This window comes from Allobosea lathyri (assembly GCF_900108245.1).
In the GTDB taxonomy this organism is placed as follows: domain Bacteria; phylum Pseudomonadota; class Alphaproteobacteria; order Rhizobiales; family Beijerinckiaceae; genus Allobosea; species Allobosea lathyri.
This window is the reverse complement of the sequence record NZ_FNUY01000001.1, coordinates 529,024-550,401: the sequence shown is the minus strand read 5'-3', so window position 1 is coordinate 550,401 and position 21,378 is coordinate 529,024. Positions and strand designations below refer to the sequence as shown.

At 66.0% G+C, this 21,378-nt stretch carries 16 protein-coding genes; 7 read left to right on the top strand and 9 right to left on the bottom strand.

The features are described from left to right. Positions 1 to 44: 44 nt before the first annotated feature. From C4S73_RS02500 to C4S73_RS02490, 3 genes are all read left to right on the top strand, one after another. On the top strand, positions 45 to 1,013 hold the full coding sequence (locus C4S73_RS02500; protein ID WP_103870861.1) for a threonine ammonia-lyase: 969 nt from the start codon (positions 45 to 47) through the stop codon (positions 1,011 to 1,013). 221 nt (positions 1,014 to 1,234) lie between these two features. Continuing rightward, on the top strand, positions 1,235 to 2,407 hold the full coding sequence (locus C4S73_RS02495) for a M20 aminoacylase family protein (RefSeq protein WP_103870860.1): 1,173 nt from the start codon (positions 1,235 to 1,237) through the stop codon (positions 2,405 to 2,407). Positions 2,408 to 2,421: 14 nt separating this feature from the next. After that, complete coding sequence (locus C4S73_RS02490) at positions 2,422 to 3,528, top strand: NAD(P)/FAD-dependent oxidoreductase (protein ID WP_103870859.1); 1,107 nt, start codon at positions 2,422 to 2,424, stop codon at positions 3,526 to 3,528. A 105-nt stretch (positions 3,529 to 3,633) separates the two neighbouring features. Here the strand turns inward: C4S73_RS02490 and eda are convergent, their stop codons facing one another. The 8 genes from eda to C4S73_RS02450 all read right to left on the bottom strand — a co-directional run bounded on the left by eda (position 3,634) and on the right by C4S73_RS02450 (position 12,295). Continuing rightward, entirely contained in the window at positions 3,634 to 4,278 is a 645-nt protein-coding gene (gene eda, locus C4S73_RS02485) for a bifunctional 4-hydroxy-2-oxoglutarate aldolase/2-dehydro-3-deoxy-phosphogluconate aldolase (RefSeq protein ID WP_103870858.1), read from the bottom strand. Positions 4,279 to 4,308: 30 nt separating this feature from the next. Then, positions 4,309 to 4,998, bottom strand: coding sequence for a 6-phosphogluconolactonase (pgl, locus tag C4S73_RS02480; protein WP_103870857.1), 690 nt, complete (start codon positions 4,996 to 4,998; stop codon positions 4,309 to 4,311). Beyond that, complete coding sequence (zwf, locus tag C4S73_RS02475) at positions 4,995 to 6,503, bottom strand: glucose-6-phosphate dehydrogenase (protein ID WP_103870856.1); 1,509 nt, start codon at positions 6,501 to 6,503, stop codon at positions 4,995 to 4,997. The genes pgl and zwf overlap by 4 nt, the downstream gene beginning before the upstream one ends. Positions 6,504 to 6,618: 115 nt before the next feature. Continuing rightward, complete coding sequence (locus C4S73_RS02470) at positions 6,619 to 7,377, bottom strand: ABC transporter ATP-binding protein (RefSeq protein WP_103870855.1); 759 nt, start codon at positions 7,375 to 7,377, stop codon at positions 6,619 to 6,621. 187 nt (positions 7,378 to 7,564) lie between these two features. Continuing rightward, complete coding sequence (locus C4S73_RS02465; RefSeq protein WP_103871256.1) at positions 7,565 to 8,437, bottom strand: ABC transporter ATP-binding protein; 873 nt, start codon at positions 8,435 to 8,437, stop codon at positions 7,565 to 7,567. A gap of 4 nt (positions 8,438 to 8,441) precedes the next feature. Next, positions 8,442 to 9,347: a nickel transporter permease gene (nikC, locus tag C4S73_RS02460; RefSeq protein ID WP_244595403.1), complete on the bottom strand. Its 906-nt coding sequence runs from the start codon at positions 9,345 to 9,347 to the stop codon at positions 8,442 to 8,444. A 151-nt stretch (positions 9,348 to 9,498) separates the two neighbouring features. Continuing rightward, a complete protein-coding gene (locus C4S73_RS02455) occupies positions 9,499 to 10,563 on the bottom strand; it encodes an ABC transporter permease (RefSeq protein WP_103870854.1) in 1,065 nt (354 codons plus the stop codon). Positions 10,564 to 10,705: 142 nt separating this feature from the next. Then, the gene (locus tag C4S73_RS02450; protein WP_103870853.1) at positions 10,706 to 12,295 is read right to left on the bottom strand and encodes an ABC transporter substrate-binding protein; all 1,590 of its coding nucleotides are present in this window, start codon (positions 12,293 to 12,295) and stop codon (positions 10,706 to 10,708) included. Positions 12,296 to 12,549: 254 nt separating this feature from the next. On the opposite strand from C4S73_RS02450, the gene C4S73_RS02445 reads away from it, so the two are divergent. The 4 genes from C4S73_RS02445 (at position 12,550) to pobA (ending at position 20,931) form a co-directional block, all read left to right on the top strand. Further along, positions 12,550 to 16,044 (top strand): transglutaminase family protein, encoded by a 3,495-nt coding sequence (locus tag C4S73_RS02445; RefSeq protein WP_103870852.1) that lies wholly within the window; start codon positions 12,550 to 12,552, stop codon positions 16,042 to 16,044. 9 nt (positions 16,045 to 16,053) lie between these two features. Further along, positions 16,054 to 18,573, top strand: coding sequence for a circularly permuted type 2 ATP-grasp protein (locus C4S73_RS02440; protein WP_103870851.1), 2,520 nt, complete (start codon positions 16,054 to 16,056; stop codon positions 18,571 to 18,573). Next, the gene (locus C4S73_RS02435) at positions 18,570 to 19,448 is read left to right on the top strand and encodes a transglutaminase family protein (RefSeq protein ID WP_103870850.1); all 879 of its coding nucleotides are present in this window, start codon (positions 18,570 to 18,572) and stop codon (positions 19,446 to 19,448) included. Before C4S73_RS02440 ends, C4S73_RS02435 begins: the two co-directional genes overlap by 4 nt. Positions 19,449 to 19,758: 310 nt before the next feature. After that, a complete protein-coding gene (gene pobA, locus C4S73_RS02430; RefSeq protein WP_103870849.1) occupies positions 19,759 to 20,931 on the top strand; it encodes a 4-hydroxybenzoate 3-monooxygenase in 1,173 nt (390 codons plus the stop codon). Between the two features lie 3 nt (positions 20,932 to 20,934). On the opposite strand, the gene C4S73_RS02425 is transcribed toward pobA, so the two are convergent. After that, on the bottom strand, positions 20,935 to 21,291 hold the full coding sequence (locus tag C4S73_RS02425; RefSeq protein ID WP_103870848.1) for a winged helix-turn-helix transcriptional regulator: 357 nt from the start codon (positions 21,289 to 21,291) through the stop codon (positions 20,935 to 20,937). Positions 21,292 to 21,378 lie beyond the last annotated feature (87 nt).

Genomic DNA, 21,378 nt, shown 5'->3' with positions numbered 1-21,378 from the left:
ATGCTCGCCTATAACAGGCACCGCGCAACAGAAGGCTCGCCTGCATGAACTTCGACGTCACCCTCGCCGACATCCAGGCCGCCGCCACCCGCATCGCCGGAAAAGTACGGCGCACGCCGACCTTCCATAGCGCCGGCCTCTCCGCCCGCCTCGGCGTCGAGACCGTGGTCAAGGTCGAGAGCCTCCAGCTCGGCGGCTCGTTCAAGGTTCGGGGCTGCTTCAACAAGCTGATGGGCATGAGCGAGGCGGAGCTGAAGCGCGGCATCGTCACCGTTTCCGGCGGCAACCACGCCATTGCCGTCTCGATGGTCGCCACCGCCATGGGCGCCAAGGCCCTGGTGCTGATGGCCAAGAACGTCGCCCCCTTCAATATCGAACTGACCCGCCAGATGGGCGGCGAGGTCGAACTCTGCGAGGACGCGATCGAGGCCTTCGCCAAGGCCGACGCCTACGCCGCCAAGGGCATGACCAATGTCCATTCCTATGACGACCCGGCGATCATCGCAGGGCATGGCTCGCTTGGCCTCGAACTCGCCAGCGATGCCGGCGGCCGGCTCGACCATGTCTTCATCTCGATCGGCGGCGGCGGATTCGCTGCCGGCGTCGGCGCGGCCTTGAAGGGGCTGGACCCGGCCGTCAGGATGCATGGCGTCGAAACCGAGGGCGCGACGACGATGACGCAGGCGTTGGCCGCGGGAAAGCCGGTCTCGCTGCGCCCGACCTCGATCGCGCGCGCACTCGGCGCCCCCTTCGCGACCGAACGCACCATGGCGGCTGCGCGCCAGTTCCTGGAGGACATCATCGTGGTGCCCGACGCCGAGGCCGTGCGCGAAATGGTCTGGGTGCTGCAGAACGGACGCGTGCTGCTGGAGCCGGCAGCCGGCTGCGTCGTCGCCGCCGCCATTGCCAACAAGGACATGTTCAAGCCCGGCGAGCGGGTCGGACTCGTGCTCTGCGGCTCGAATGTGGCGCTGGAGGATATCGCGCGCTGGCGGAGCGAATTCGGCGTTTAGCCGGCGCCGGACCGGCTTCCGACCTGCCCGACCGCCCTTAGTCCAGTCAGCCCGGATCGGTTCAGGCGCGCCCTATTCCGTCACCTCTGCCCCCTCATGCCGGAACAGGCTTGGACAGCGGCAGGCGACCCGCGCTAGCGTGCGGGCTTGGCAACCCGTTTTCTGCCAACCCGCGTTCTGCCATCCTGCATTCTGCCAAGCCGTTTTCCTTCGAGGACAAGATGCCCAAATCCGAACTCATCGCGGCGCTCGCGCCGGAGATCACTGCGCTGCGTCGCGATTTTCACCGCCATCCCGAGCTGATGTACGACGTTCACCGGACCGCCGGGATCGTTGCCGACAAGCTCAAGGCCTGGGGTGTCGACGAGGTGGTGACGGGCATCGGCCAGACCGGCGTCGTCGGCGTCATCAAGGGCAAGGGCCAGGGCTCCGGCAAAGTCATCGCCATGCGCGCCGACATGGATGCGCTGCCGATCCATGAGCAGACCAATCTCGAACACCGTTCGACGGTTCCGGGAAAGATGCATGCCTGCGGCCATGACGGCCACACCGCCATGCTGCTCGGCGCCGCGAAATACCTCGCCGATACCCGCGATTTCGACGGCACGGCCGTGCTGATCTTCCAGCCCGCAGAGGAAGGCGGCGCCGGCGCCAAGGCGATGCTGGACGACGGCATGATGACCCGTTTCGGCGTGCAGGAAGTCTACGGCATGCATAACAGGCCCGGGCTCGAGGTGGGCCGCTTCGAAATCCGCAAGGGGCCGGCGATGGCAGCCGCCGACCGCATCCACATTAAGATCGAAGGCAAGGGCGGGCACGCTGCTGCGCCCCACCACGTCAATGACCCGATCGTCGCGGCCTGCCAGCTCGTCACCGCGCTTCAGACCGTGTCCTCGCGAAATGCCGACCCGCTCGATTCGATCGTGGTTTCGGTGACGGCGCTCAATGCCGGCGAAGCCTTCAACGTAATTCCGCAAACGGCCGAGATCAAGGGCTCGGTGCGTACGTTGACGCCGAAGATGCGTGAACTCGCCCAGAAGCGCATCACCGAGATCACCGCGGGGCTGATGGCTGCCTACGGCATGAAATACGATCTGGAATACCATCTCGGCTATCCCGTGACGTTCAATCATGCCGGCCAGACCGATTTCGTCACCAGCGTGACCAAGGAGGTTTTCGGCTCCGACGCGATCACGACCGACGTTCCGCCGACCATGGGTTCGGAGGACTTCTCCTACATGCTGGAGGAGCGTCCCGGCGCCTTCATCAACATCGGCAACGGCGATTCGGCCGGACTTCACCACCCCGCCTATGAGTTCAACGATGCGGCGATCCCAGTTGGCGTGACCTATTGGGCGAGCCTGGTCGAGATCGCCATGCCGCAGCGAGGCTGAGAGCTTCAGGATCGATGAGCGATATCGATTGCCTTGTGATCGGGGCCGGCGTCGTCGGCCTCGCGACGGCGCGGGCGCTGGCGCTGGCCGGGCGCGAGGTCGTCATCGCCGAAGCGGCGGATGGTATCGGCACCCAGACCTCGGCTCGCAACAGCGAGGTCATCCATGCCGGGATCTATTATCCGCCGGGCTCGCTGAAGGCGAAGGTTTGCGTCGAGGGGCGCAAGCGCCTCTACGCCTACCTCACAGAGCGCGGCCTGCCGCATAAGGCCTGCGGCAAGCTGATCGTCGCGACCTCAGAGAAGCAGAAGCCGGCGCTCGAAACGATTGCGGCGCGGGCGGAGGCCTCCGGCGTCAGCTCATTGCGCTGGCTCGATGCAGCACAGGCGCGTGCCCTGGAGCCGGAGGTCGCCTGCCAGATCGCGCTGCTCTCGCCCGAGACAGGCGTGGTCGACAGCCACGCGTTCATGCTGTCGCTGCTCGGCGAATGCGAGGCGGCGGGCGGTTCGCTGGCGCTGAACACGCCGATCAGCGGCTGGCGGCGCGAGACCGAGGGCTTCAGCGTCGATTTCGGCGGCGAGGAGCCCGCGACCTATTCCGTCCGGACCATCGTGAACTCGGCCGGGCATGGTGCCCCGCGGCTGCTCGGACAGCTCGCGGGCTTTCCGTCCGCTCATGTCCCGAAGCAGTCCTTCGCCAAGGGCAACTACTTCGCGCTGCTCGGCAAGCAGCCCTTCACGCATCTGGTCTATCCGGTGCCGGAGGCTGCCGGCCTGGGCATTCACGCGACGATCGACATGGGTGGGCGCGTCAAGTTCGGCCCCGATGTCGAATGGGTCGATGATGATCAGGATCTCGTCGTCGATCCGGCCCGCGCCGACAGGTTCTATGAGGCAATCCGCACCTATTGGCCGGGGCTCGCCAATGGCGCGCTCGTCGCCGATTATGCAGGCATCCGCCCCAAGCTGCATGGACCGAACGAGCCGATGCCGGACTTCCGCATCGACGGGCCGGAGATCCACGGCGTCGCGGGACTGGTCAACCTGCTGGGCATCGAGAGCCCGGGGCTAACCTCCTCGCTGGCGATCGCGGATATGGTGGTCGAGAGACTGGCTGGCTGAGGCGCCTCGTCATGCTCGGGCCTGACCCAGCATCTCAGGACAAGAAGGCTATGTCTGCCGGAGATTCTCAGGTCTGCGCTTCGCTGCGCCCGAGAATGACGACAATCATCCCCTGATTGCCTTGACCAGTTCGCGCGCTTCTTTCGCCAGTTTCGTCACCCGCGACCAATCGCGATTGGCGATGGCATCGGCTGGTACGAGCCAGGAGCCGCCGACGCAGATGACCTGCTTCATCGCCAGATAATCGGCGAGATTGTTCAGGCCGACACCGCCGGTCGGGCAGAACTTCATCTGCGGGAACGGCCCGGACAACGCCTTCAGCGCAGGCGTTCCTCCAGCCTGCTCGGCGGGAAAGAACTTGCAGGTCAGGCGGCCGGCGGAGACGGCGCGCATGCAGTCGGAGGCCGTGGCGACGCCCGGGAGCCAAGGCAGGCCCGCCGCACGCATCGCATCATCGACCGCCTCGCTGAAGCCGGGGCTGACCACCGCCTGCGCGCCAGCCTGCTGGACGTCGACGACCTGCGCGGGCGTCACCACCGTGCCGGCAACGCAGAGGATGTCGGGAACCTCGCGCGCGATCGTCTCGAGCGCAGCCATCGCAGCCGGACGCCGCAACGTGACCTCGATCACGTCGATGCCACCGGCCAGAAGCGCCCGGGCCAGCGGCACGGCAAGATGCGCATCTTCGATGACGACGACCGGGACGACGCCGCAGGCGGCGAGCCGCGCGATTTCAGGTTGGTCCGACATGCTGAAACGATCTCCTTGAACGCAGCCGGCTTAAGCCTTGGCCCAGTAAACGTCGAGCCCTTGCGGACGGCCAAGCAGCAGGCCCACGGGAAAAGCGGCAGGCAGGGCCTGCGCACTCGCCAATGTCTCGGCCTTGTCTGGACCGGCGACGAGCAAAGCCGCCCAGCCGGATGCCGCGAGCCGTGCTGGTGACAGCGAAATGCGTGGTGGCAGGCCTGCGGGACGCGCCGCCACGGCCTGAACCGGATCGGGAGCTGCAAGGGCGGCATCATCGCCCGGAAAAAGCGACGCGATATGCCCGTCTGCGCCCATGCCGCTGATGAGGATGTCGATCGGCGGCAGGGCGGCGAGCTGCGATGACAGCACCCGCGCCGCCGCGTCGAGATCGTCGCCATGACCATGGAAGGAGAGGAAACGCGCCCTGCCCTTATTCAACGGCGCGAAAGCGGCGCGGATCATGCGCTCATTCGAGGCGGCATCGTCGGGAGAGACGAAGCGCTCGTCAGTCGGCAGCAATGTGACCTTGTCCCAGGCGAGATCGCGCTCGCCCAGCGCCGCCAGGAAGCGGGCCGGCGTGGTACCGCCGGGCACCGCGATCAGCGCGGAGCCGCGCTCGGCGAGCGCCGCGCGCAGCCGGATCGCGACCGCTTCCGCCAAGGCCTCGGACGCATCGGACAGCGTCTCGAAGCGATGCCAGGCGACTGGCCCCGCCGCGCTCATTCCGTGAAATCCGGATCGGCCCAGGAACGCCCTTCGCGTTCGATCAGCCCGACAGCATGCGACGGCCCCCAGGTTCCGGCAGCATAACGTTGCGGATGGGGAGCGTATTCCTGCCAGCCGGAAATGATCGGATCGACCCAGGCCCAGGCCTGCTCGACCTCGTCGCGATGCATGAACAGGGTCTGGTCGCCGCGGATAACGTCCGTCAACAGGCGCTCATAGGCGTCGGGCGTGCGTTCGTTGAAGGCGGTCTCGTAGCGCAGGTCGAGCTGGCGCGGCACGATCTTGAGCCGGCCGGAGCCCGGCACCTTCATCATCAACTGCAGCTGGAGCCCGTCATTGGGCTGAAGTCGGATGACCAGGCGGTTGGCGTCGAGCCGATCGCAGGCGGAAGTGCCTCCGAAGATCGAATGCGGCACAGGCTTGAAGGTGACGGCGATCTCGGAATAGCGCTGCGCCATGCGCTTGCCGGTGCGCAGATAGATCGGCACGCCGGCCCAGCGCCAGTTGTCGACCTCGCAACGCACGGCAACGAAGGTCTCGGTGTTGCTGGCGCGGCCCAATTCGTCGGTGTAGCCCCTGACGCGCTGGCCGTCGATCTGGCCCGGCCCATACTGGCCGCGCACGGTGTAGCGCTGCACATCGGGGCCGACGATCGGCCGCAAGGCCTTCAACACCTTGATCTTCTCGTCGCGAACGGCGCCGGCTTCCAGCATGTTGGGCGGCTCGATGGCGAAGAGGCAGAGCAGCTGCATGAGATGGTTCTGCACCATGTCGCGCATGTGCCCGGACTTGTCGTAATAGCCGGCGCGGCTTTCGAGCCCGACCGTCTCGGCCACCGTGATCTGGACATTGTCGATATCGCGGCTCGACCAGGACCGCTCGAACAGCGTGTTGGCGAAGCGCAGCACGAGCAGGTTCTGAACCGTTTCCTTGCCGAGATAATGGTCGATCCGGTAGGTGCGGCTTTCCGGCAGGATGCGCCCGACCGCGTCATTGATCTCGCGGGCCGAAGCCAGATCGCGCCCCAGCGGCTTTTCGAGGATGACGCGCGATGTCGGCGTCAGGATGTCAGCCTTGGCCAGGTTCTCGCAGATCGGGATGAACAGGTCCGGCGGGGTCGAGAGATAGAAGGAACGCACGCGCTCCGACTTGCCCAGCGCCTTCTTCAGCGAGGCATAGGTCTCGGGCTTCAGCGCGTCGAGCAGCACCATGGTCAGGCGACGCAGGAAGGCGGCGATCTGTTCAGGCGCCAGCCCTTCCTCCTTGAGGCGGGTGGCGATCTGATTCGGCAGCCCTTCCACATCCTCGGCCTTGCGGACGATGGCGAGGACGCGGCTCTCCTCCGGCAGCACGCCCTCCTGATTGCGCTGCGCCAGCGCGGGGAAGAGCTTTCGCAAGGCGAGGTCGCCGCCGGCGCCGAAAATCACCAGATCGAAGGGCGGCACCGGATTGCGCTCGGGTATCGTCTCCGGCCGAAGGGCGCGATCAACAATGGCATCCATGGCGTTCGACTCCGTAGCAGTGCTTCGGCTGTAGTCTAGCCGATAGCTGCGACGAGACTTAGACGGTTTTGCCCGCGCGCCAAAGACCCAAGCGACGCACGCCAGCCCCGCCCGCTCAGCCTGCCTTGCGGCGAAAGCCCTCGCTCGCGGTCAGCAATTGCTGGGCATAGGCCGTCTTGGGGCTGCGCGCAGCCAATGTCGCCGCCGTCATCTCCTCGACGCCACGGCCGAACTGCATCACCAGCAGGCGCTCACACATATGCGCGACCACGGCGAGATCGTGGCTGACCAGGATATAGGTGAGCTTCCGCTCATGCCGAAGCGTCTGGAGCAGGTTCAAGACCTCGGCCTGGATGGAGACGTCGAGCGCCGAGGTTGGCTCGTCCAGCAGCAGGATCGTCGGTTCCAGCACGAGCGCGCGCGCGATCGCGACGCGCTGGCGCTGGCCGCCCGAAAGCTGGTGCGGATAGCGGAAGCGGAAGGAGGCGGGCAGGCCGACATCGGCCATGGCGCGGCCGATCCGGCCTTCCGCATCGCGGATGCCATGGATCATCAGCGGTTCGGCCAGCGCGTCATCGACGGTCTTCTTGGGATGCAGCGAGCCGTAAGGATCCTGGAAGACCATCTGGACGGCGCGATGGAAGGCCTTGTTGCGGATCTTCGGCTGCGGCTGGCCGAGGATCGCGACATCCCCGCTCCAATCGCGGTTCAGGCCGGCGAGCACGCGCAGCACGGTCGACTTGCCCGAGCCGGATTCGCCGACGATGCCGTAGCTCTCCCCGGGGCGAACCTCGAAGGAGAGGTCCTTCACGACATGGGAATCGCCGAAGGAGACGTTGAGCCTGTCGAGCGTGATGGCGGGTTGGGTGGTCATGTGGAGACACCTCCGTCATTCCGGGGCATCGCGCAGCGATGAGCCCGAAACCCATGAACACTGCTGCCATCCTTAATCCCGATCGTCATTGCGAGCGCAGCGAAGCAATCCAGGCGACGTCGAGCGCTACGAGGCTGGATTGCTTCGCTGCGCTCGCAATGACGGTGGAGGTTCAACCGAAAAGCACTCATGCCAGCCATGCCGGGTCGCGGGTGAGCGTGGCGAGCTTCGCCTTGGGGTGGTCGAGATCAGGCAGGCAGCCGAGCAGGCCCAGCGTGTAGGGGTGGCGGCGCGAGCGTGCGGTCTCGTCGGCGAGTTCGGCGGCCGGCAGCGTCTCCATCGCCTTCCCGCCATACATGACGATGACCCGGTCACAGAAGGACTGCACCAGATGCAGGTCGTGGCTGATGAAGATCAGGCCCATGCCGCGCTGCGTGACGAGATCGTCGAGGATCTTGAGGATCTGGAGCTGGACGGTGACATCGAGCGCCGAGGTCGGCTCGTCGGCGATCAGGATGTCGGGTTCCGCGATCAGCATCATCGCGATCATCACGCGCTGGCCCATGCCGCCGGAGACCTCATGGGGATAGAGCTCGTAGACCCGGCCGGGCTCGCGAATCTGCACCTGCTCGAGCATGGCGAGGCTGCGCTGCTTGGCTTCCCGCGCGCTCGCCTTGTGGTGAACGCGATAGGCCTCCGCGATCTGCTCTCCGACAGTCTGGACCGGATTGAGCGAGAATTTCGGGTCCTGCATCACCATCGAGATATGGCGGCCGCGCAGCTTGCGCCGGGTGCGCTTGTCCATGGTGAGCAGGTCCTGCCCGCGATAGACCATGCGATCTGCCAGGACCTCGCCGGGATGCGGGATCAGATCGAGGATCGCGCGGCCGGTCATCGACTTGCCGGAGCCGGATTCGCCGACGATGCCCAGCCGCTCGCGCCCGAGCGTGAAGGACAGGCCGCGCACTGCGCGAACGATGCCTGTGGCCGTGTGGAAATTGACCCGGAGATTGTCGAGTTCGAGCAGCGGCTGTTCGGTGGGTGTGTCGGGCGCGCGCATCATCTCACCTCGCATCCATGACGTCGCGCAGGCCATCGCCGAGCAGGTTGAAGCCGAGCGCGACGATGCAGATCGCCAGGCCGGGGAAGGTCGCGACCCACCACTGGTCGAAGATCTGCTCGCGGCCGGCCGAGATCATCGCGCCCCATTCCGGGATCGGCGGCTGCGCGCCGAGGCCGAGAAAGCCGAGACCGGCTGCGGTCAGGATAATGCCGGCCATGTCGAGCGTCGTGCGCACGATCAGCGAAGGCAGACACATCGGCACGACATGCTTCCAGACGATGCGCCATTGCGAGGCGCCCTGCAGGCGCACCGCTGCGATATAGTCCTGCTGGCGAATGATCAGCGTCTCGGCGCGGGCGACGCGGGCATAGGGCGGCCAGGCGGTGATCGCGATGGCGATGACCGCGTTCTCCAATCCGGGCCCGAGTGCGGCCACGAAAGCCAGCGCCAGCACCAGACGCGGAAAGGCGAGGAAGACGTCGGTGATTCGCATCAGCAGCCGATCGACCCAGCCGCCGAGATAACCGGAGGCCGCCCCGATGAGCAGGCCGACCGGCCCGACCGTGATCACGACGAGGATCACGATGACAAGGGTGACGCGCGTGCCGAAGACGATGCGGCTGAATATGTCGCGGCCCAGCGAGTCCGTGCCGAAAAAGTTGACCAGCGATGGCGGCAGCAGGCGCTTGTCCAGGTTTTGCGCCAGGGGATCGGCCGTGGCGATCAGCGGCGCGAAAGCGGCGACCAGCAGGAGCGCAACGACGATGCCAAGCCCCAGCATGGCCAGCCGATTGCGCTTGAAGGCGAGCCATTGCCGGTAGAACTGGCCGAGGCGGGCCTGACGGCGCGAGCTCGGCGAATCCGTGATGAGATAGTCGGTCCAGTTTGTCAGCGGACTGTCCCCCACTCTTGGCCGATGACGTAGATAGCCCTCATCCTGAGGAGCCGTTCCGCGAGGAACGGCGTCTCGAAGGATGCTTCCGGTGCCCGCTGAACCATCGTTCCAGACGCCGCTGCGCGGCTCCTCAGGATGAGGGCTGAGGTTTTCGCAATCATCATTATCGCGTCCGTGGGTCGACGAGGCGGCCGAGAATATCGGACAGCAGGTTGACGCCGATGAAGACCGCGCCGATCACCAGCGTGCCGCCGAGCACGGCGTTCATGTCGGCGTTCAGCAGGGAATTGGTGATGTAGCGGCCGAGCCCCGGCCAGGCGAAGATCGTCTCGGTCAGAACCGAGCCCTCCAGCAGATGCGCATAGGACAGCGCGATCACCGTGATCAGCGGCACGAAGGCGTTGCGCAGGGCATGGCGCCAGATGACGCGGAACTCCGACATGCCCTTCACCCGCGCCGCGATCACATATTGCTGCTGCAGTTCGGTGATCATGAAGCTGCGCGCCATGCGGCTGACATAGGCCAGGCTGAACAGCGCCAGCACCGAGGACGGCAGGATGAGATGCGACCAGGCATCCCAGAATGCCTCCCACTCCCCCTCGAGCGCCGCATCGATGACGACGATGCCGGTGATCGGGGTGACGAAATCCTGGAAGGCGACACCGACGCGTCCGGGCCCCGCGACCCAGCCGAGCTTGGCGTAAAACAGCAGGAGCGCCATCAGGCCGATCCAGAAGATCGGGATCGAATAGCCGAACAGGCCGATGACGCGAGCGATCTGGTCGGGCCAGCGGCCCTGATAGACCGCGGCCAGAACACCGAGCGGAATGCCGATCGCGCAGCCGAAGATCGTGCCCAGCGTCGCGAGTTCCAGCGTCGCGGGGAAGACGCGCTTGATGTCGTCGACCACGGTATTTGACGTCAGGACCGAGCGTCCGAGATCGCCGGTGAAAACCTTGCCGATATAGATCGCGAATTGCTGCCAGAGCGGCTTGTCGAGGCCGAGTTCGGCGCGCGCGGCATCATAGACATCCGGCCGGGCGTTATCACCGACGATTGCGAGCACAGGGTCGATAGGGACGACGCGGGCGATCAGGAACGTGATCAGCAGCAGGCCGAACATGGTGATTGCGACCGTGCTCAGCTCGCGCCAGACGATCGCGCTCCAGCGGCGCGCGGCTCCGCCATAGGAGGATTTTCGAGGGGAGGTCTCCGCCACGCTCGTCATGATCGGGTCCGTTTCTTGTTGATCGCTTGAGTCTGTCTAGCCCTGCCGAAATCCGCCGGCAGGGCTATGACAATCCAGATCTCAAAGCAAAAAGCCCGCCGCGGCCTTTCAGGGCCGTGGCGGGTTCCTCATCTCGGGGGTGTCAGTTCTTGACGATCGGCGCGTAGAAGTTGGTGTCGGAGCTCGGCCCGATGACCCAGCCGCTCACGCCCTTGCGCTGGGCCGAGACTTCGATCTGCTGGAACATGATGACGAAGGGCGAGACCTTCTGGTGCTCACGCTGGAGCGCCTCATAGGTCGCCCGGCGCTTGGCGGCATCGGTCTCCAGAACCGCACCCTGCGTAACCTTGGTCATCTCCGGAATGTCCCAGGCGTTGCGCCAGGCAAGCGTCTTGGACTTCGCGTCCTCGCCATTGTTCTCGTTGATGGCGAAGGTTTCGGCGTTGGTATGGGGGTCGAGATAGTCCGGGCCCCATTGGCCGATATAGATGTCATGCGTGCGGGCGCGATACTTCGTCAGCGTCTGCTTGCCGTCGCCGGGGATAAGTTCCAGCTTGATGCCGGCCTGCGCCCAGTTGGACTGGACCGCCTGGGCGATATCCGTGATCGGATTGACCGAGCGCGTATCCATGGTGACGGAGAAGCCGTTGGGCAGGCCGGCCTTGGCGAGCAGTTCCTTGGCCTTGGCCGGATCGAATTTATAGGGCTTGTCGCTGATCGCGCCGAGGAAGCCCTGCGGCAGGAAGGACTGGTGCTGCCTGTAGGTGCCCTCGACGATGTTGCGCTCGATGGAGTCGTAGTCGACCAGCCATTTCAGCGCTTCCCGCACCTCGGGCTTGGCCAGGTTCGGGTTCTTCTGGTTGAGGCCAAGATAGAGAATATAGCCCTTGTCGCCCTGCACGATCGAGATGTCGGCCTTGCCCTTGACGCCGGCAAGCTGGTCCTTCGACAGGTTGCGGGCCATGTCGACATCGCCCTTCTCGAGCAGCAGGCGCTGCGAGGCGGGCTCCGCGACATGGCGCACGACGATGCGCTTGTTCTTCGGCGCGCCCTTGTACCAGCTCTCGTTGGCATCGAGCGCATATTGCTCGTTGGGACGGTAGGCGCGAACCTTGTAGGCGCCGGAGCCGGCGGAGTTCAGCTTGAGCCAGGCATTGCCCCAGTCGCCATCCTTCTCGTTCGCCTTGACCAGCTTGGAATCGACGACGCTGGCGACGCCCGATGTCAGGCAGTTCAGGAAGAAAGTCGGGGCGAAGGGCTTGGAGACCGTGATGACGAGGGTCCCGTCATCGACCGCCTTCACCTTCTCGGTCACATTCTCCTTGGTGAAGCCGAACTGGGCCAGGATGAAGCCCGGCGACTTGTTCAGCGTGACGGCGCGCTGGAAGGAGTAGGCCACGTCCGACGCCGTGAGCGGATTGCCGGAGTGGAACTTGACGCCGGGCCTGAGCTTGAAGGTGTAGGTCAGGTTGTCGGGGCTTACGGTCCAGCTCTGGGCGAGCTCGTTGACCAGTTCGTTGTTCTTGGCGAGATCGACGCCCATCAGCTTGTCGTAGAGGTTGGTGACGACCTCGACGCCGGAAAACTCGAAAGCCTCGGCCGGATCGAGCGAGATGATGTCGTCGATCTGCTTGGCCATGACCACCGTGTCCTTCGGTGTCTGGGCGTAGGCCGTCGTCGCCATCAACGCGGTGAAAGCCGATACCGCCATCAATTTCGCAACGTGACGCATGAAAAATCCCCATCATTTTATGTCTGAGGCCGCAACGGCGGCCATTCGGTGCAATGTGGGACCACTCGATGGCGGATGTCCAGCGGGTGGACGCCTCCTAAAGGGGCTCTGAGACGAAAGTGCACAGTTCTTACGCAGCGGACTGTTTTGCCGGCGTGTCCTTGCGCAAGTTGCAGCTTTGCGGGCCTCTTATGCGTCGCTAACGTGGAGCGGCCTGGCGTTCCGCCTCGCGACGACAAAGCAGGGACCTGCCCTTGGCCATCATCGCCGCGCTCAATCACGTCACCCACTATCGCTACGACCGGCCGGTCACGCTGGGGCCGCAGATCATCCGCCTGAGGCCCGCGCCGCATTGCCGGGCCGCGATCAACAGCTATTCGCTGAAAGTCACGCCGGCCGAGCATTTCGTGAACTGGCAGCAGGACCCGAGCGGCAACTGGCTGGCGCGTTTCGTCTTCCCTGAGCCGGTGCATGAATTCCGCATCGAGGTCGACCTCGTCACCGAACTCTCGATCATCAACCCGTTCGACTTCTTCGTCGAAACCGATGCCGAAATCTTCCCCTTCGCCTATCCGGAGGAATTGCGCGCGGAACTCGCGCCCTATCTCGTCACCGAGCCGCCGGGCCCTTTACTGGAAGCCTATCTCGCGACCATCCCGCGCGAGCCGACCAACACGGTCAACTTCATCGTCGACCTGAATGCCCGGCTCGCCCAAGGTATCGCCTATGGCATCCGCATGGAGCCAGGTGTGCAGGCGCCCGAGCACACGCTTGCGATCAAGTCCGGCTCCTGCCGCGACACCAGCTGGCTGCTCGTCCAGATCATGCGGCATCTGGGTTTCGCGGCCCGATTCGTCTCGGGCTATCTGATCCAGATGAAGGCGGATATCGACCCGCTGGAGGGTCCGCGTGGCACGGACAAGGACTTCACCGACCTGCACGCCTGGGCGGAGGTCTACATCCCCGGCGCCGGCTGGATCGGGCTCGACCCCACCTCCGGCCTGCTGACCGGCGAGGGCCACCTGCCGCTGGCGGCGACGCCGCACTACCGCTCGGCCGCGCCGGTCTCCGGCATAGCGAGCTTTGCCGAGACGACTTTCGACTTCTCGATGAGCGTCGCGCGCGTACATGAGGTGCCGCGCATCACCCTGCCCTTCTCCGACGAGTCCTGGCAGCGCCTCGACCGGCTCGGCGAACAGGTCGAGGCCGACCTGAAGGCCCAGGACGTGCGCCTCACCATGGGCGGCGAGCCGACCTTCGTTTCGATCGACGACCAGACCGGCGAGGAATGGAACATCGCCGCGGTCGGCCCGACAAAGCGCCAGCGCGCGGATGTGATGATCCGGCGGCTGCGCGAGCGCTTCGCACCGGGCGGCATGCTGCATTACGGCCAGGGCAAGTGGTATCCCGGCGAGAGCCTGCCGCGCTGGGCCTTCGCGCTGTACTGGCGCGATGATGGCGAACCGATCTGGCGCGATGCCGCGCTGATCGCGCGCGAGCCGGGCGCGGCGACGGGCGGCGACCGCGAACTGGAAGCTGCGGCCTCGATCCGCGACGTCGAGGCTCTGGCCGCTGGCCTGTCCGACAAGCTCGGCCTCGGCGCGGACTATGTGCTGCCCGCCTATGAGGACACCGGCCACTGGCTGCTGAAGGAGGCCCAGCTTCCCGACAATGTCGATCCGCTCGACCCGCGCCTTGCCGATCCCGAGGAGCGCGCGCGGATGGCGCAGGTGTTCCAGCTGGGCCTGGGCAAGCCGCGCGGCTATGTGATTCCGGTACAGCGCTGGCAGTCCCAGGCTGGCGACCGACGCTGGCGCTCCGAGAAATGGTCGCTCAGGCGCGGCAAACTGTTCCTGGTTCCAGGCGATTCGCCGGTGGGTTATCGCCTGCCGCTGGGCTCGCTGCCGGTCGTGCCGAAGGACGAATTCCCGCATATCCATCCGCAGGACCCGATGGAGCCGCGCGGGCCGCTGCCGCCTTTTTCAGCTCAGAACGCGAGCCCTCATCCTGAGGAGCCGCGCAGCGGCGTCTCGAAGGATGCTTCAGCTAGCACCGGAAGCGCGCCTTCTGGAACATCCTTCGATACGCGGGCTGCGCCCGCTCCTCAGGATGAGGGCTTCGGGGGCGAAACGGTTGCAAAGCCGCCAAGCCATCCCACGCAGATGTCGCGCGCCGGCGAGACACCTGCCGGCACCGCACAGGATCGCACCGAGCAGGAGATCGGCGGCGAGCATGTGCGGACCGCCATCAGCCTCGAAGTCCGCGACAATATCCTGTGTGTCTTCCTGCCGCCGGTCGAGAAGCTGGAGGACTATCTCGAGCTGATCGCCAGCGTCGAGTCGGTGGCGCGCGACCTCAACCTGCCCGTTCATATCGAAGGCTATTCGCCGCCGCACGATCCGCGCCTGAACGTGATCAAGGTGACGCCCGACCCCGGCGTGATCGAGGTCAATATCCACCCGGCCAAGAACTGGCGCGAGGCCGTCGCGATCACGCAAGGGGTCTATGAGGAGGCGCGGCAGTCGCGGCTCTGCGCCGAGAAGTTCATGGTCGACGGCCGCCATACCGGCACGGGCGGCGGCAACCATGTCGTGCTCGGCGGCGTCACACCACCCGATTCGCCCTTCCTGCGCCGGCCGGATCTGCTGAAGAGCATCATCCTCTACTGGAACCGGCACCCGTCGCTGTCCTTTCTGTTCTCTGGCCTGTTCATCGGCCCGACCAGCCAGGCGCCGCGCATCGACGAGGCGCGCTTCGACCAGCTCTACGAACTTGAGATCGCGCTGGCGCAAGTGCCCGGTCCGGGCGCCCCCAGGATCCCGCTCTGGCTGGTCGACCGGCTGTTCCGCAACCTTCTCGTCGACGTCTCCGGCAACACCCACCGCACCGAGATCTGCATCGACAAGCTCTATTCGCCTGATGGCCCGACAGGCCGGCTCGGGCTGATCGAGTTCCGCTCCTTCGAAATGCCGCCGGATTCGCGGATGTCGCTGGCGCAGCAATTGCTCATCCGGGCGCTGGTGTCGTGGTTCTGGCGCGAGCCTCAGGCCGGCAATCTGGTGCGTTGGGGCACGACCCTGCACGACCGCTTCATGCTGCCGGAGATGGTCTGGCAGGACTTCAAGGACGTGCTCGCGGATCTCGGGCGCGCCGGCTATGCCTTCGATCCCGTCTGGTTCGAGGCGCAGGCGGAATTCCGCTTCCCCTTCTTCGGCAAGGTGGAGCATGGCGGCGTCGAGATCGAAATCCGGCAGGCGCTCGAACCCTGGCATGTGATGGGCGAGGAAGGGGCGATAGGCGGCACGGTGCGCTATGTCGACAGCTCGGTCGAGCGTCTCCAGGTCAAGGCGAAAGGGCTGGTGCCCGGCCGCCACCTGATCACCTGCAACGGCCGGCGGCTGCCCATGACAGCGGCGGGTACTTCCGGGGAAAGCATCGCGGGCCTGCGCTTCAAGGCCTGGCAGCCGGCATCCGGCCTGCATCCGACGATTCCGGTGCATGCGCCGCTGACCTTCGACATCGTCGATACATGGGTCGGGCGGTCGCTGGGCGGCTGCGTCTACCATGTCGCGCATCCAGGAGGGCGCAATTATGAGACTCCTCCCGTGAATTCCTATGAAGCGGAGGCCCGCCGGCTCGCACGTTTCGAGGCGATCGGTCATAGTCCCGGCGCGCTGGCGATTCCGCCTGAAGAGCGCAGCGCCGAATTTCCGCTCACGCTGGATTTGCGCCGCCCACCAGGAGTCTAGATCGTCAGCATGGCGTTGCAGGGCCGAACCCCGTCGACACGCACCAGAGCGGAGCGGCGCAACGCGCTGCTGGCCGGGTATCGGCCACTGCCGGGTACGCATGACGAGTTCATCGGTCCTGACGGCGCCGTGCGCCCGCATTGGGAGCCGTTCCTTGCGGAGTGGTGTGCGCTCTCGACAGACGAGCTGAACCAGCGCTTCGGCCTTGCCGACCGGCACGTTCACGACACCGGCGTGTCCTATCGTGTCCACGGCGATATCGACGAGCGCGATCCGACAGCCGGCGAGCGTGCCTGGCCGTTGAGCCATGTGCCGCTCGTCATCCCCGGCGCCGAATGGGAGACCATCGCGGCCGGCGTGGCGCAGCGCGCGCAATTGCTTTCCACCCTGCTGGACGACATCTACGGCCCTGCGAAGATGATCGCCAATGGCATGCTGCCGGCTGCGATCGTGACCGGCAGCCCCGACTATCTGCGCCCCCTGCAAGGCGCACCCGGAGCCGGCGCGCTGCAGCTCTATGCCGCCGATCTCGGCCGCGGCCCCGACGGGCGCTGGTGGGTGCTGGGCGACCGCACGCAGGCGCCTTCGGGTGCAGGCTATGCGCTGGAGAACCGGCTCGCTTTGGCGCGCGCCTTCCCCGACATGTTCCGCAGCATGAACATCGAGCGGCTCGCCTCGTTCTTCCAGGGGTTGCGCGCCGGCCTCGTCTCGCGTTCGAAGCGGGTCGAGCCGCGTATTTGCCTTCTGACGCCCGGCCCGCTCAACGAGAGCTATTTCGAGCAGACCTATCTCGCGCGCTATCTCGGCTTCCTGCTCGTCGAAGGCGGCGACCTCGTGATGCGCGAGGGCCGCGTGCATGTCCGCACCATCGGCGGGCTTAAGCGCGCCGATGTGATCTGGCGGCGTATCGACGGAGATTTTTCCGACCCGCTGGAGCTGAATGCGGCCTCGGCGCTGGGCGTCGCCGGCCTCGTCCAGGCCGTGCGGCAGGGCAATGTCCATATCGCCAACGGGCTTGGCTCAGGCGTCGTCGAATCGCGTGCGCTGATGGGTTTCCTACCTGCGCTGGCCGAGCAGATGCTGGACGAGGAGCTGATCCTGCCCAATGTCGCGACCTGGTGGTGCGGCCAGCACCGCGAACGCGCCATCGTGCTCGACAGGCTCGACGAGATGAGCATCGCCCCCGCCTTCCGCAGCATGGGCGATGGGCTGGAGAGCGGCCCGATCCTCGCAGGCGAACTGCCCCATGCCGAGCGCGAGGCCCTGCGCGCGCGGATCAAGGCACGCGGCATGGATTATGTCGGGCAGGAGATCGTGCGGCTCTCGACCATGCCGGTCTTCCAGAACGGACGGCTGCACCCTCACCCCGTGACCCTGCGCGTCTTCGCGGCGGCCACTCCGGATGGCTGGAAGGTCATGCCCGGCGGCTTCTGCCGCATCTCCGACGAACCCGACGCCCGCGCCGTCAGCATGCGCAGCGGTGTGCGCTCCAGCGATGTCTGGGTGACGTCCGATGCCCCCGTCGAGCAGGTGACGCTGCTGCCGACGGCCGATCGCATCAGCATCCGGCGCGTCACCGGTACGCTGCCCAGCCGCGCGGCCGACAATCTGTTCTGGCTCGGGCGCTATCTCGAACGCACTGAAGCGACGCTGCGCCTCGTCCGTGCACTGCTCGGCCGGCTGATCGACGCCGATACGGCGCCCGGACGCGCCGACACGCTGAAGCGGCTCGCCAATCTCCTCGTCGCCTGGGGCGCGTCGCCGGGCGGGCGCGGCCAGACGCCGGCATCGCAAGCCTCCGCTGCGTTGCACAGCCTCGATCAGTACGGCTCGGCGAACGCGACAGTGCGCGAGGCGCGGCGGACCGCGTCGGTCATCCGCGAAAGGCTCTCGATCGATGCCTGGCGGCTGTTTGGCGACATGCAGCGCCAGTTGACGCGCGAGGGCGGAAAGCCGCCGAGCGCCGGCGAAGCCTATGAGATCGCCGACAGGGCGTTGAAATCGCTCGCCGCCTTCTCCGGCCTCAGCCAGGAGAACATGGTGCGCGGGCCGGGCTGGCGTTTCCTCGATATCGGCCGGCGGCTGGAACGTGGTGTCGCCACTTGCCGCTTCGCCCGGCATTTCGCCGAAACGACGGCGTCCAGCGACGGCCTCGACGCCCTGCTCGACCTGACCGATTCCCAGATCACCTATCGCTCGCGCTATCTGCTGGTGCCAAGCCTGCAGCCCGTTCTCGATCTCGTCATGCTCGACCCTTACAATCCACGCTCGGTCGCCTTCCAGGTCGACCGGCTCGACACCGAAATCGCCGACCTGCCCTCGCTAACGGATGACGGCATGCTGGAAGCCCCGCGCCGGCTGATCCTGAAGCTCGCCGCCGAATGCCGCACCGCGGAAGCCAGCCGGCTCGACCGCACCAGCATCCTGCTGTTCGAGCAATTGCTCATGGGTCTGTCGAGCGCGATTGCGGACCGCTACTTCCTTCAAAACAGCGGCCCGGAAGGCTCGCGGATGACGGGCATCGCGTGATCTACGACGTCCGTCACATCACCACCTACGGCTACAGCCGGCCGGTGCCCTTCGCGCGTTGCATCCTGCGCCTGCTGCCGCGCAACGATGGCGGGCAGCATGTCAGGAAGAGCGAACTCCTGATAACGCCGCGTCCGGCCGAGCGCACCGACCAGCTGTGCTTCTTCGGCAACCAGATGACGACGCTGACGATCTCCAAGCCGCATCGCGAGCTGAAGGTCGAGATGCGCGCCCGGGTCGAGGTGCGCCGGGCGCCTGCACCCTTTCCCGGCCTGACCCGGCACTGGGAGGAGGTTGCCGCCCTGGCGCTGGCCTCCGACAGCCTGGCGCCGGATTCGCCAGCGCATCATCTCTATCCCAGTCGGTTGGTGCCTGATGTGGCCGAGGTCGTCACCTATGCGCGCCAGAGTTTTGCGCCGCTGCGCCCCGTGCTGGAAGGAGCGAGCGAGCTGATGGCCCGCATCCGCCGCGACTTCACCTATGATCCCGAGGCGACCGAGGTCTCGACCCCGCTCGCCGAGGCCTTCGCGCAGCGGCACGGCGTCTGCCAGGATTTCGCGCATATCATGATCGCGGGCCTGAGGGGGCTCGGCCTGCCTGCCGCCTATGTCAGCGGGTACATTCGCACGATCCCGCCGCCGGGCGAGAAGCGGCTGGAAGGGGCCGACGCCAGCCATGCCTGGGTGATGCTCTGGTGCGGGCCTGAGACCGGCTGGATCGGGCTCGACCCGACCAACGATCTCATCGTCGCCGACGACCATATCGTCACCGCCTTCGGCCGCGACTACGCCGATGTCTCGCCGCTCGACGGCGTGCTGATCGGCCCCGGCTCGCAGAAGATCGGCATCGCCGTGGACGTCATCCCCGTCCTCTGAGGCGGCGTGCTGATTTGATCCGGAACCGCGCCGTCATCCCGGACAAGCGGCTTTAGCCGCGCAGATCCGGAATCCATCGTAGGGAACAGAGGTCTACGATGGATCCCGCGTCGACCTGCGGTCGCGCAGGATGACGCTGCGTTTCCACGCAAAATCACCATGTTCTAACCAGCCTCCGCGATTTGCACGGCGCCGGCGATGGGTCGCGAAGATGCGCTTCCCCTTGGTTGGTTGCTATGGCAACTTGTTTGGCAAGGCGCCGCCGAGTTCGTGAAGACGCGAGTCGGGCAGAGCGCGGCCGGGAGGACGCATGCGCACGCAAGTCGCCATCATCGGATCGGGCCCGTCCGGACTGCTGCTCGGCCAGTTGCTGCATGACGCCGGCATCGACACGGTGATCCTCGAACGCAAGAGCCGCGACTATGTTCTCGCCCGCATCCGCGCCGGTGTGCTCGAACAGGGCACGGTCGGCCTCCTCGACAAGGTCGGGGCCGGCAGCCGGCTTCATGCGGAGGGCCTGCCCCATGACGGTTTCGACCTGCTTTTCGGCGGCCAGCGCCACCGCATCGCGCTCGACAGGCTGACCGGCGGCCGGCACGTCACGATCTACGGCCAGACCGAGATGACGCGGGACCTGATGGATCTGCGCGCGGCCCAAGGCGGAAAGACCGTCTTCGAGGCCGGGGATGTCGCGCTCCATGACTTCGATGGAGCCAGCCCATACGTGACCTTCAGGACGGGCGGCGTCACGCAACGGCTCGATTGCGACTTCATCGCCGGCTGCGACGGCTATCATGGCGTTTCCCGCGCCAGCGTTTCCGAGAGTGCGCTGACGATCTTGGAGCGCGTCTATCCGTTCGGATGGCTCGGCATTCTGGCCGATGTGCCGCCGGTTTCGCATGAGCTTATCTATGCCCGCAGCGGGCGCGGCTTCGCGCTGTGCTCGATGCGCTCGGGCACGCGCAGCCGGTACTATGTCCAATGCGGGCAGGACGAACGTGTCGATGACTGGACTGACGCGCGCTTCTGGGACGAGTTGCGGCGGCGTCTCGATCCAGAAACGGCCGAGGCTTTGGTCACCGGCCCCTCGATCGAGAAATCGATCGCGCCGCTGCGCTCCTTCGTCGCCGAACCGATTCGTTTCGGCCGCCTGTTCCTGGCCGGCGACGCCGCCCATATCGTGCCGCCGACGGGAGCCAAGGGCCTGAACCTCGCGGCGAGCGACGTGCATTACCTCTCGGAAGCGATGATCGAGCATTTCATCGAAGGATCGCCGGCCGGGCTCGACGGCTATTCGGCAAAGGCCCTCGCCCGCATCTGGAAGGCTGAGCGCTTTTCCTGGTGGCTGACCTCGCTGATGCACCAGTTTCCGGAGAACGGCCCCTTCGCCCAGCGCATGCAGCAAGCCGAGCTCGACTATCTCGTCTCCTCCGACCACGCGATGGCAGCGCTGGCGGAGAATTATGTTGGCCTGCCCTATTGAGCCTCAGGCTGCGACCTCGGCATCGCTTGATGGCATGACATGCTCCTCGCCCCACGCCCTGAGCGCCATGATGAGCGGCTCCAGCGTCCGCCCCTTGGCAGACAGGCTGTATTCGACCCGCGGCGGCACCTCGGCGAAGACGACGCGGACGATGAGACCATCGGCCTCCAGCTCGCGCAGCTGGGCGGTCAGCATACGTTGCGTCACGCCGGGAATGTAGCGGCGGATGACGTTGAAACGCAGCGTGCCGCCGAGCAGGTGATAGAGCACGATCCCCTTCCACTTGCCGCCGATGAGCCCCAGAGCGGCCTCCACAGGGCAGGCCGGGGAGTTGAACGGCTTCTGGAAACGGGGCGGCATCACAGTATCCTTTTCGATACTATAGGCGGAAAATGTGCGTTCTTGCGCAGACCGCTTGTAAGGCGCATCTCGCCCGCATTGCAATGC

Coding starts and splice junctions, on each gene's coding strand:
- pobA (WP_103870849.1), top strand. CDS start 19,759: ATGCGCACGCAAGTCGCCATCATCGGATCGGGCCCGTCCGGACTGCTG.
- C4S73_RS02500 (WP_103870861.1), top strand. CDS start 45: ATGAACTTCGACGTCACCCTCGCCGACATCCAGGCCGCCGCCACCCGC.
- zwf (WP_103870856.1), bottom strand. CDS start 6,503: ATGGATGCCATTGTTGATCGCGCCCTTCGGCCGGAGACGATACCCGAG.
- C4S73_RS02490 (WP_103870859.1), top strand. CDS start 2,422: ATGAGCGATATCGATTGCCTTGTGATCGGGGCCGGCGTCGTCGGCCTC.
- C4S73_RS02450 (WP_103870853.1), bottom strand. CDS start 12,295: ATGCGTCACGTTGCGAAATTGATGGCGGTATCGGCTTTCACCGCGTTG.
- C4S73_RS02470 (WP_103870855.1), bottom strand. CDS start 7,377: ATGACCACCCAACCCGCCATCACGCTCGACAGGCTCAACGTCTCCTTC.
- C4S73_RS02465 (WP_103871256.1), bottom strand. CDS start 8,437: ATGCGCGCGCCCGACACACCCACCGAACAGCCGCTGCTCGAACTCGAC.
- C4S73_RS02440 (WP_103870851.1), top strand. CDS start 16,054: ATGGCGTTGCAGGGCCGAACCCCGTCGACACGCACCAGAGCGGAGCGG.
- pgl (WP_103870857.1), bottom strand. CDS start 4,998: ATGAGCGCGGCGGGGCCAGTCGCCTGGCATCGCTTCGAGACGCTGTCC.
- C4S73_RS02455 (WP_103870854.1), bottom strand. CDS start 10,563: ATGACGAGCGTGGCGGAGACCTCCCCTCGAAAATCCTCCTATGGCGGA.
- C4S73_RS02495 (WP_103870860.1), top strand. CDS start 1,235: ATGCCCAAATCCGAACTCATCGCGGCGCTCGCGCCGGAGATCACTGCG.
- eda (WP_103870858.1), bottom strand. CDS start 4,278: ATGTCGGACCAACCTGAAATCGCGCGGCTCGCCGCCTGCGGCGTCGTC.
- C4S73_RS02425 (WP_103870848.1), bottom strand. CDS start 21,291: ATGCCGCCCCGTTTCCAGAAGCCGTTCAACTCCCCGGCCTGCCCTGTG.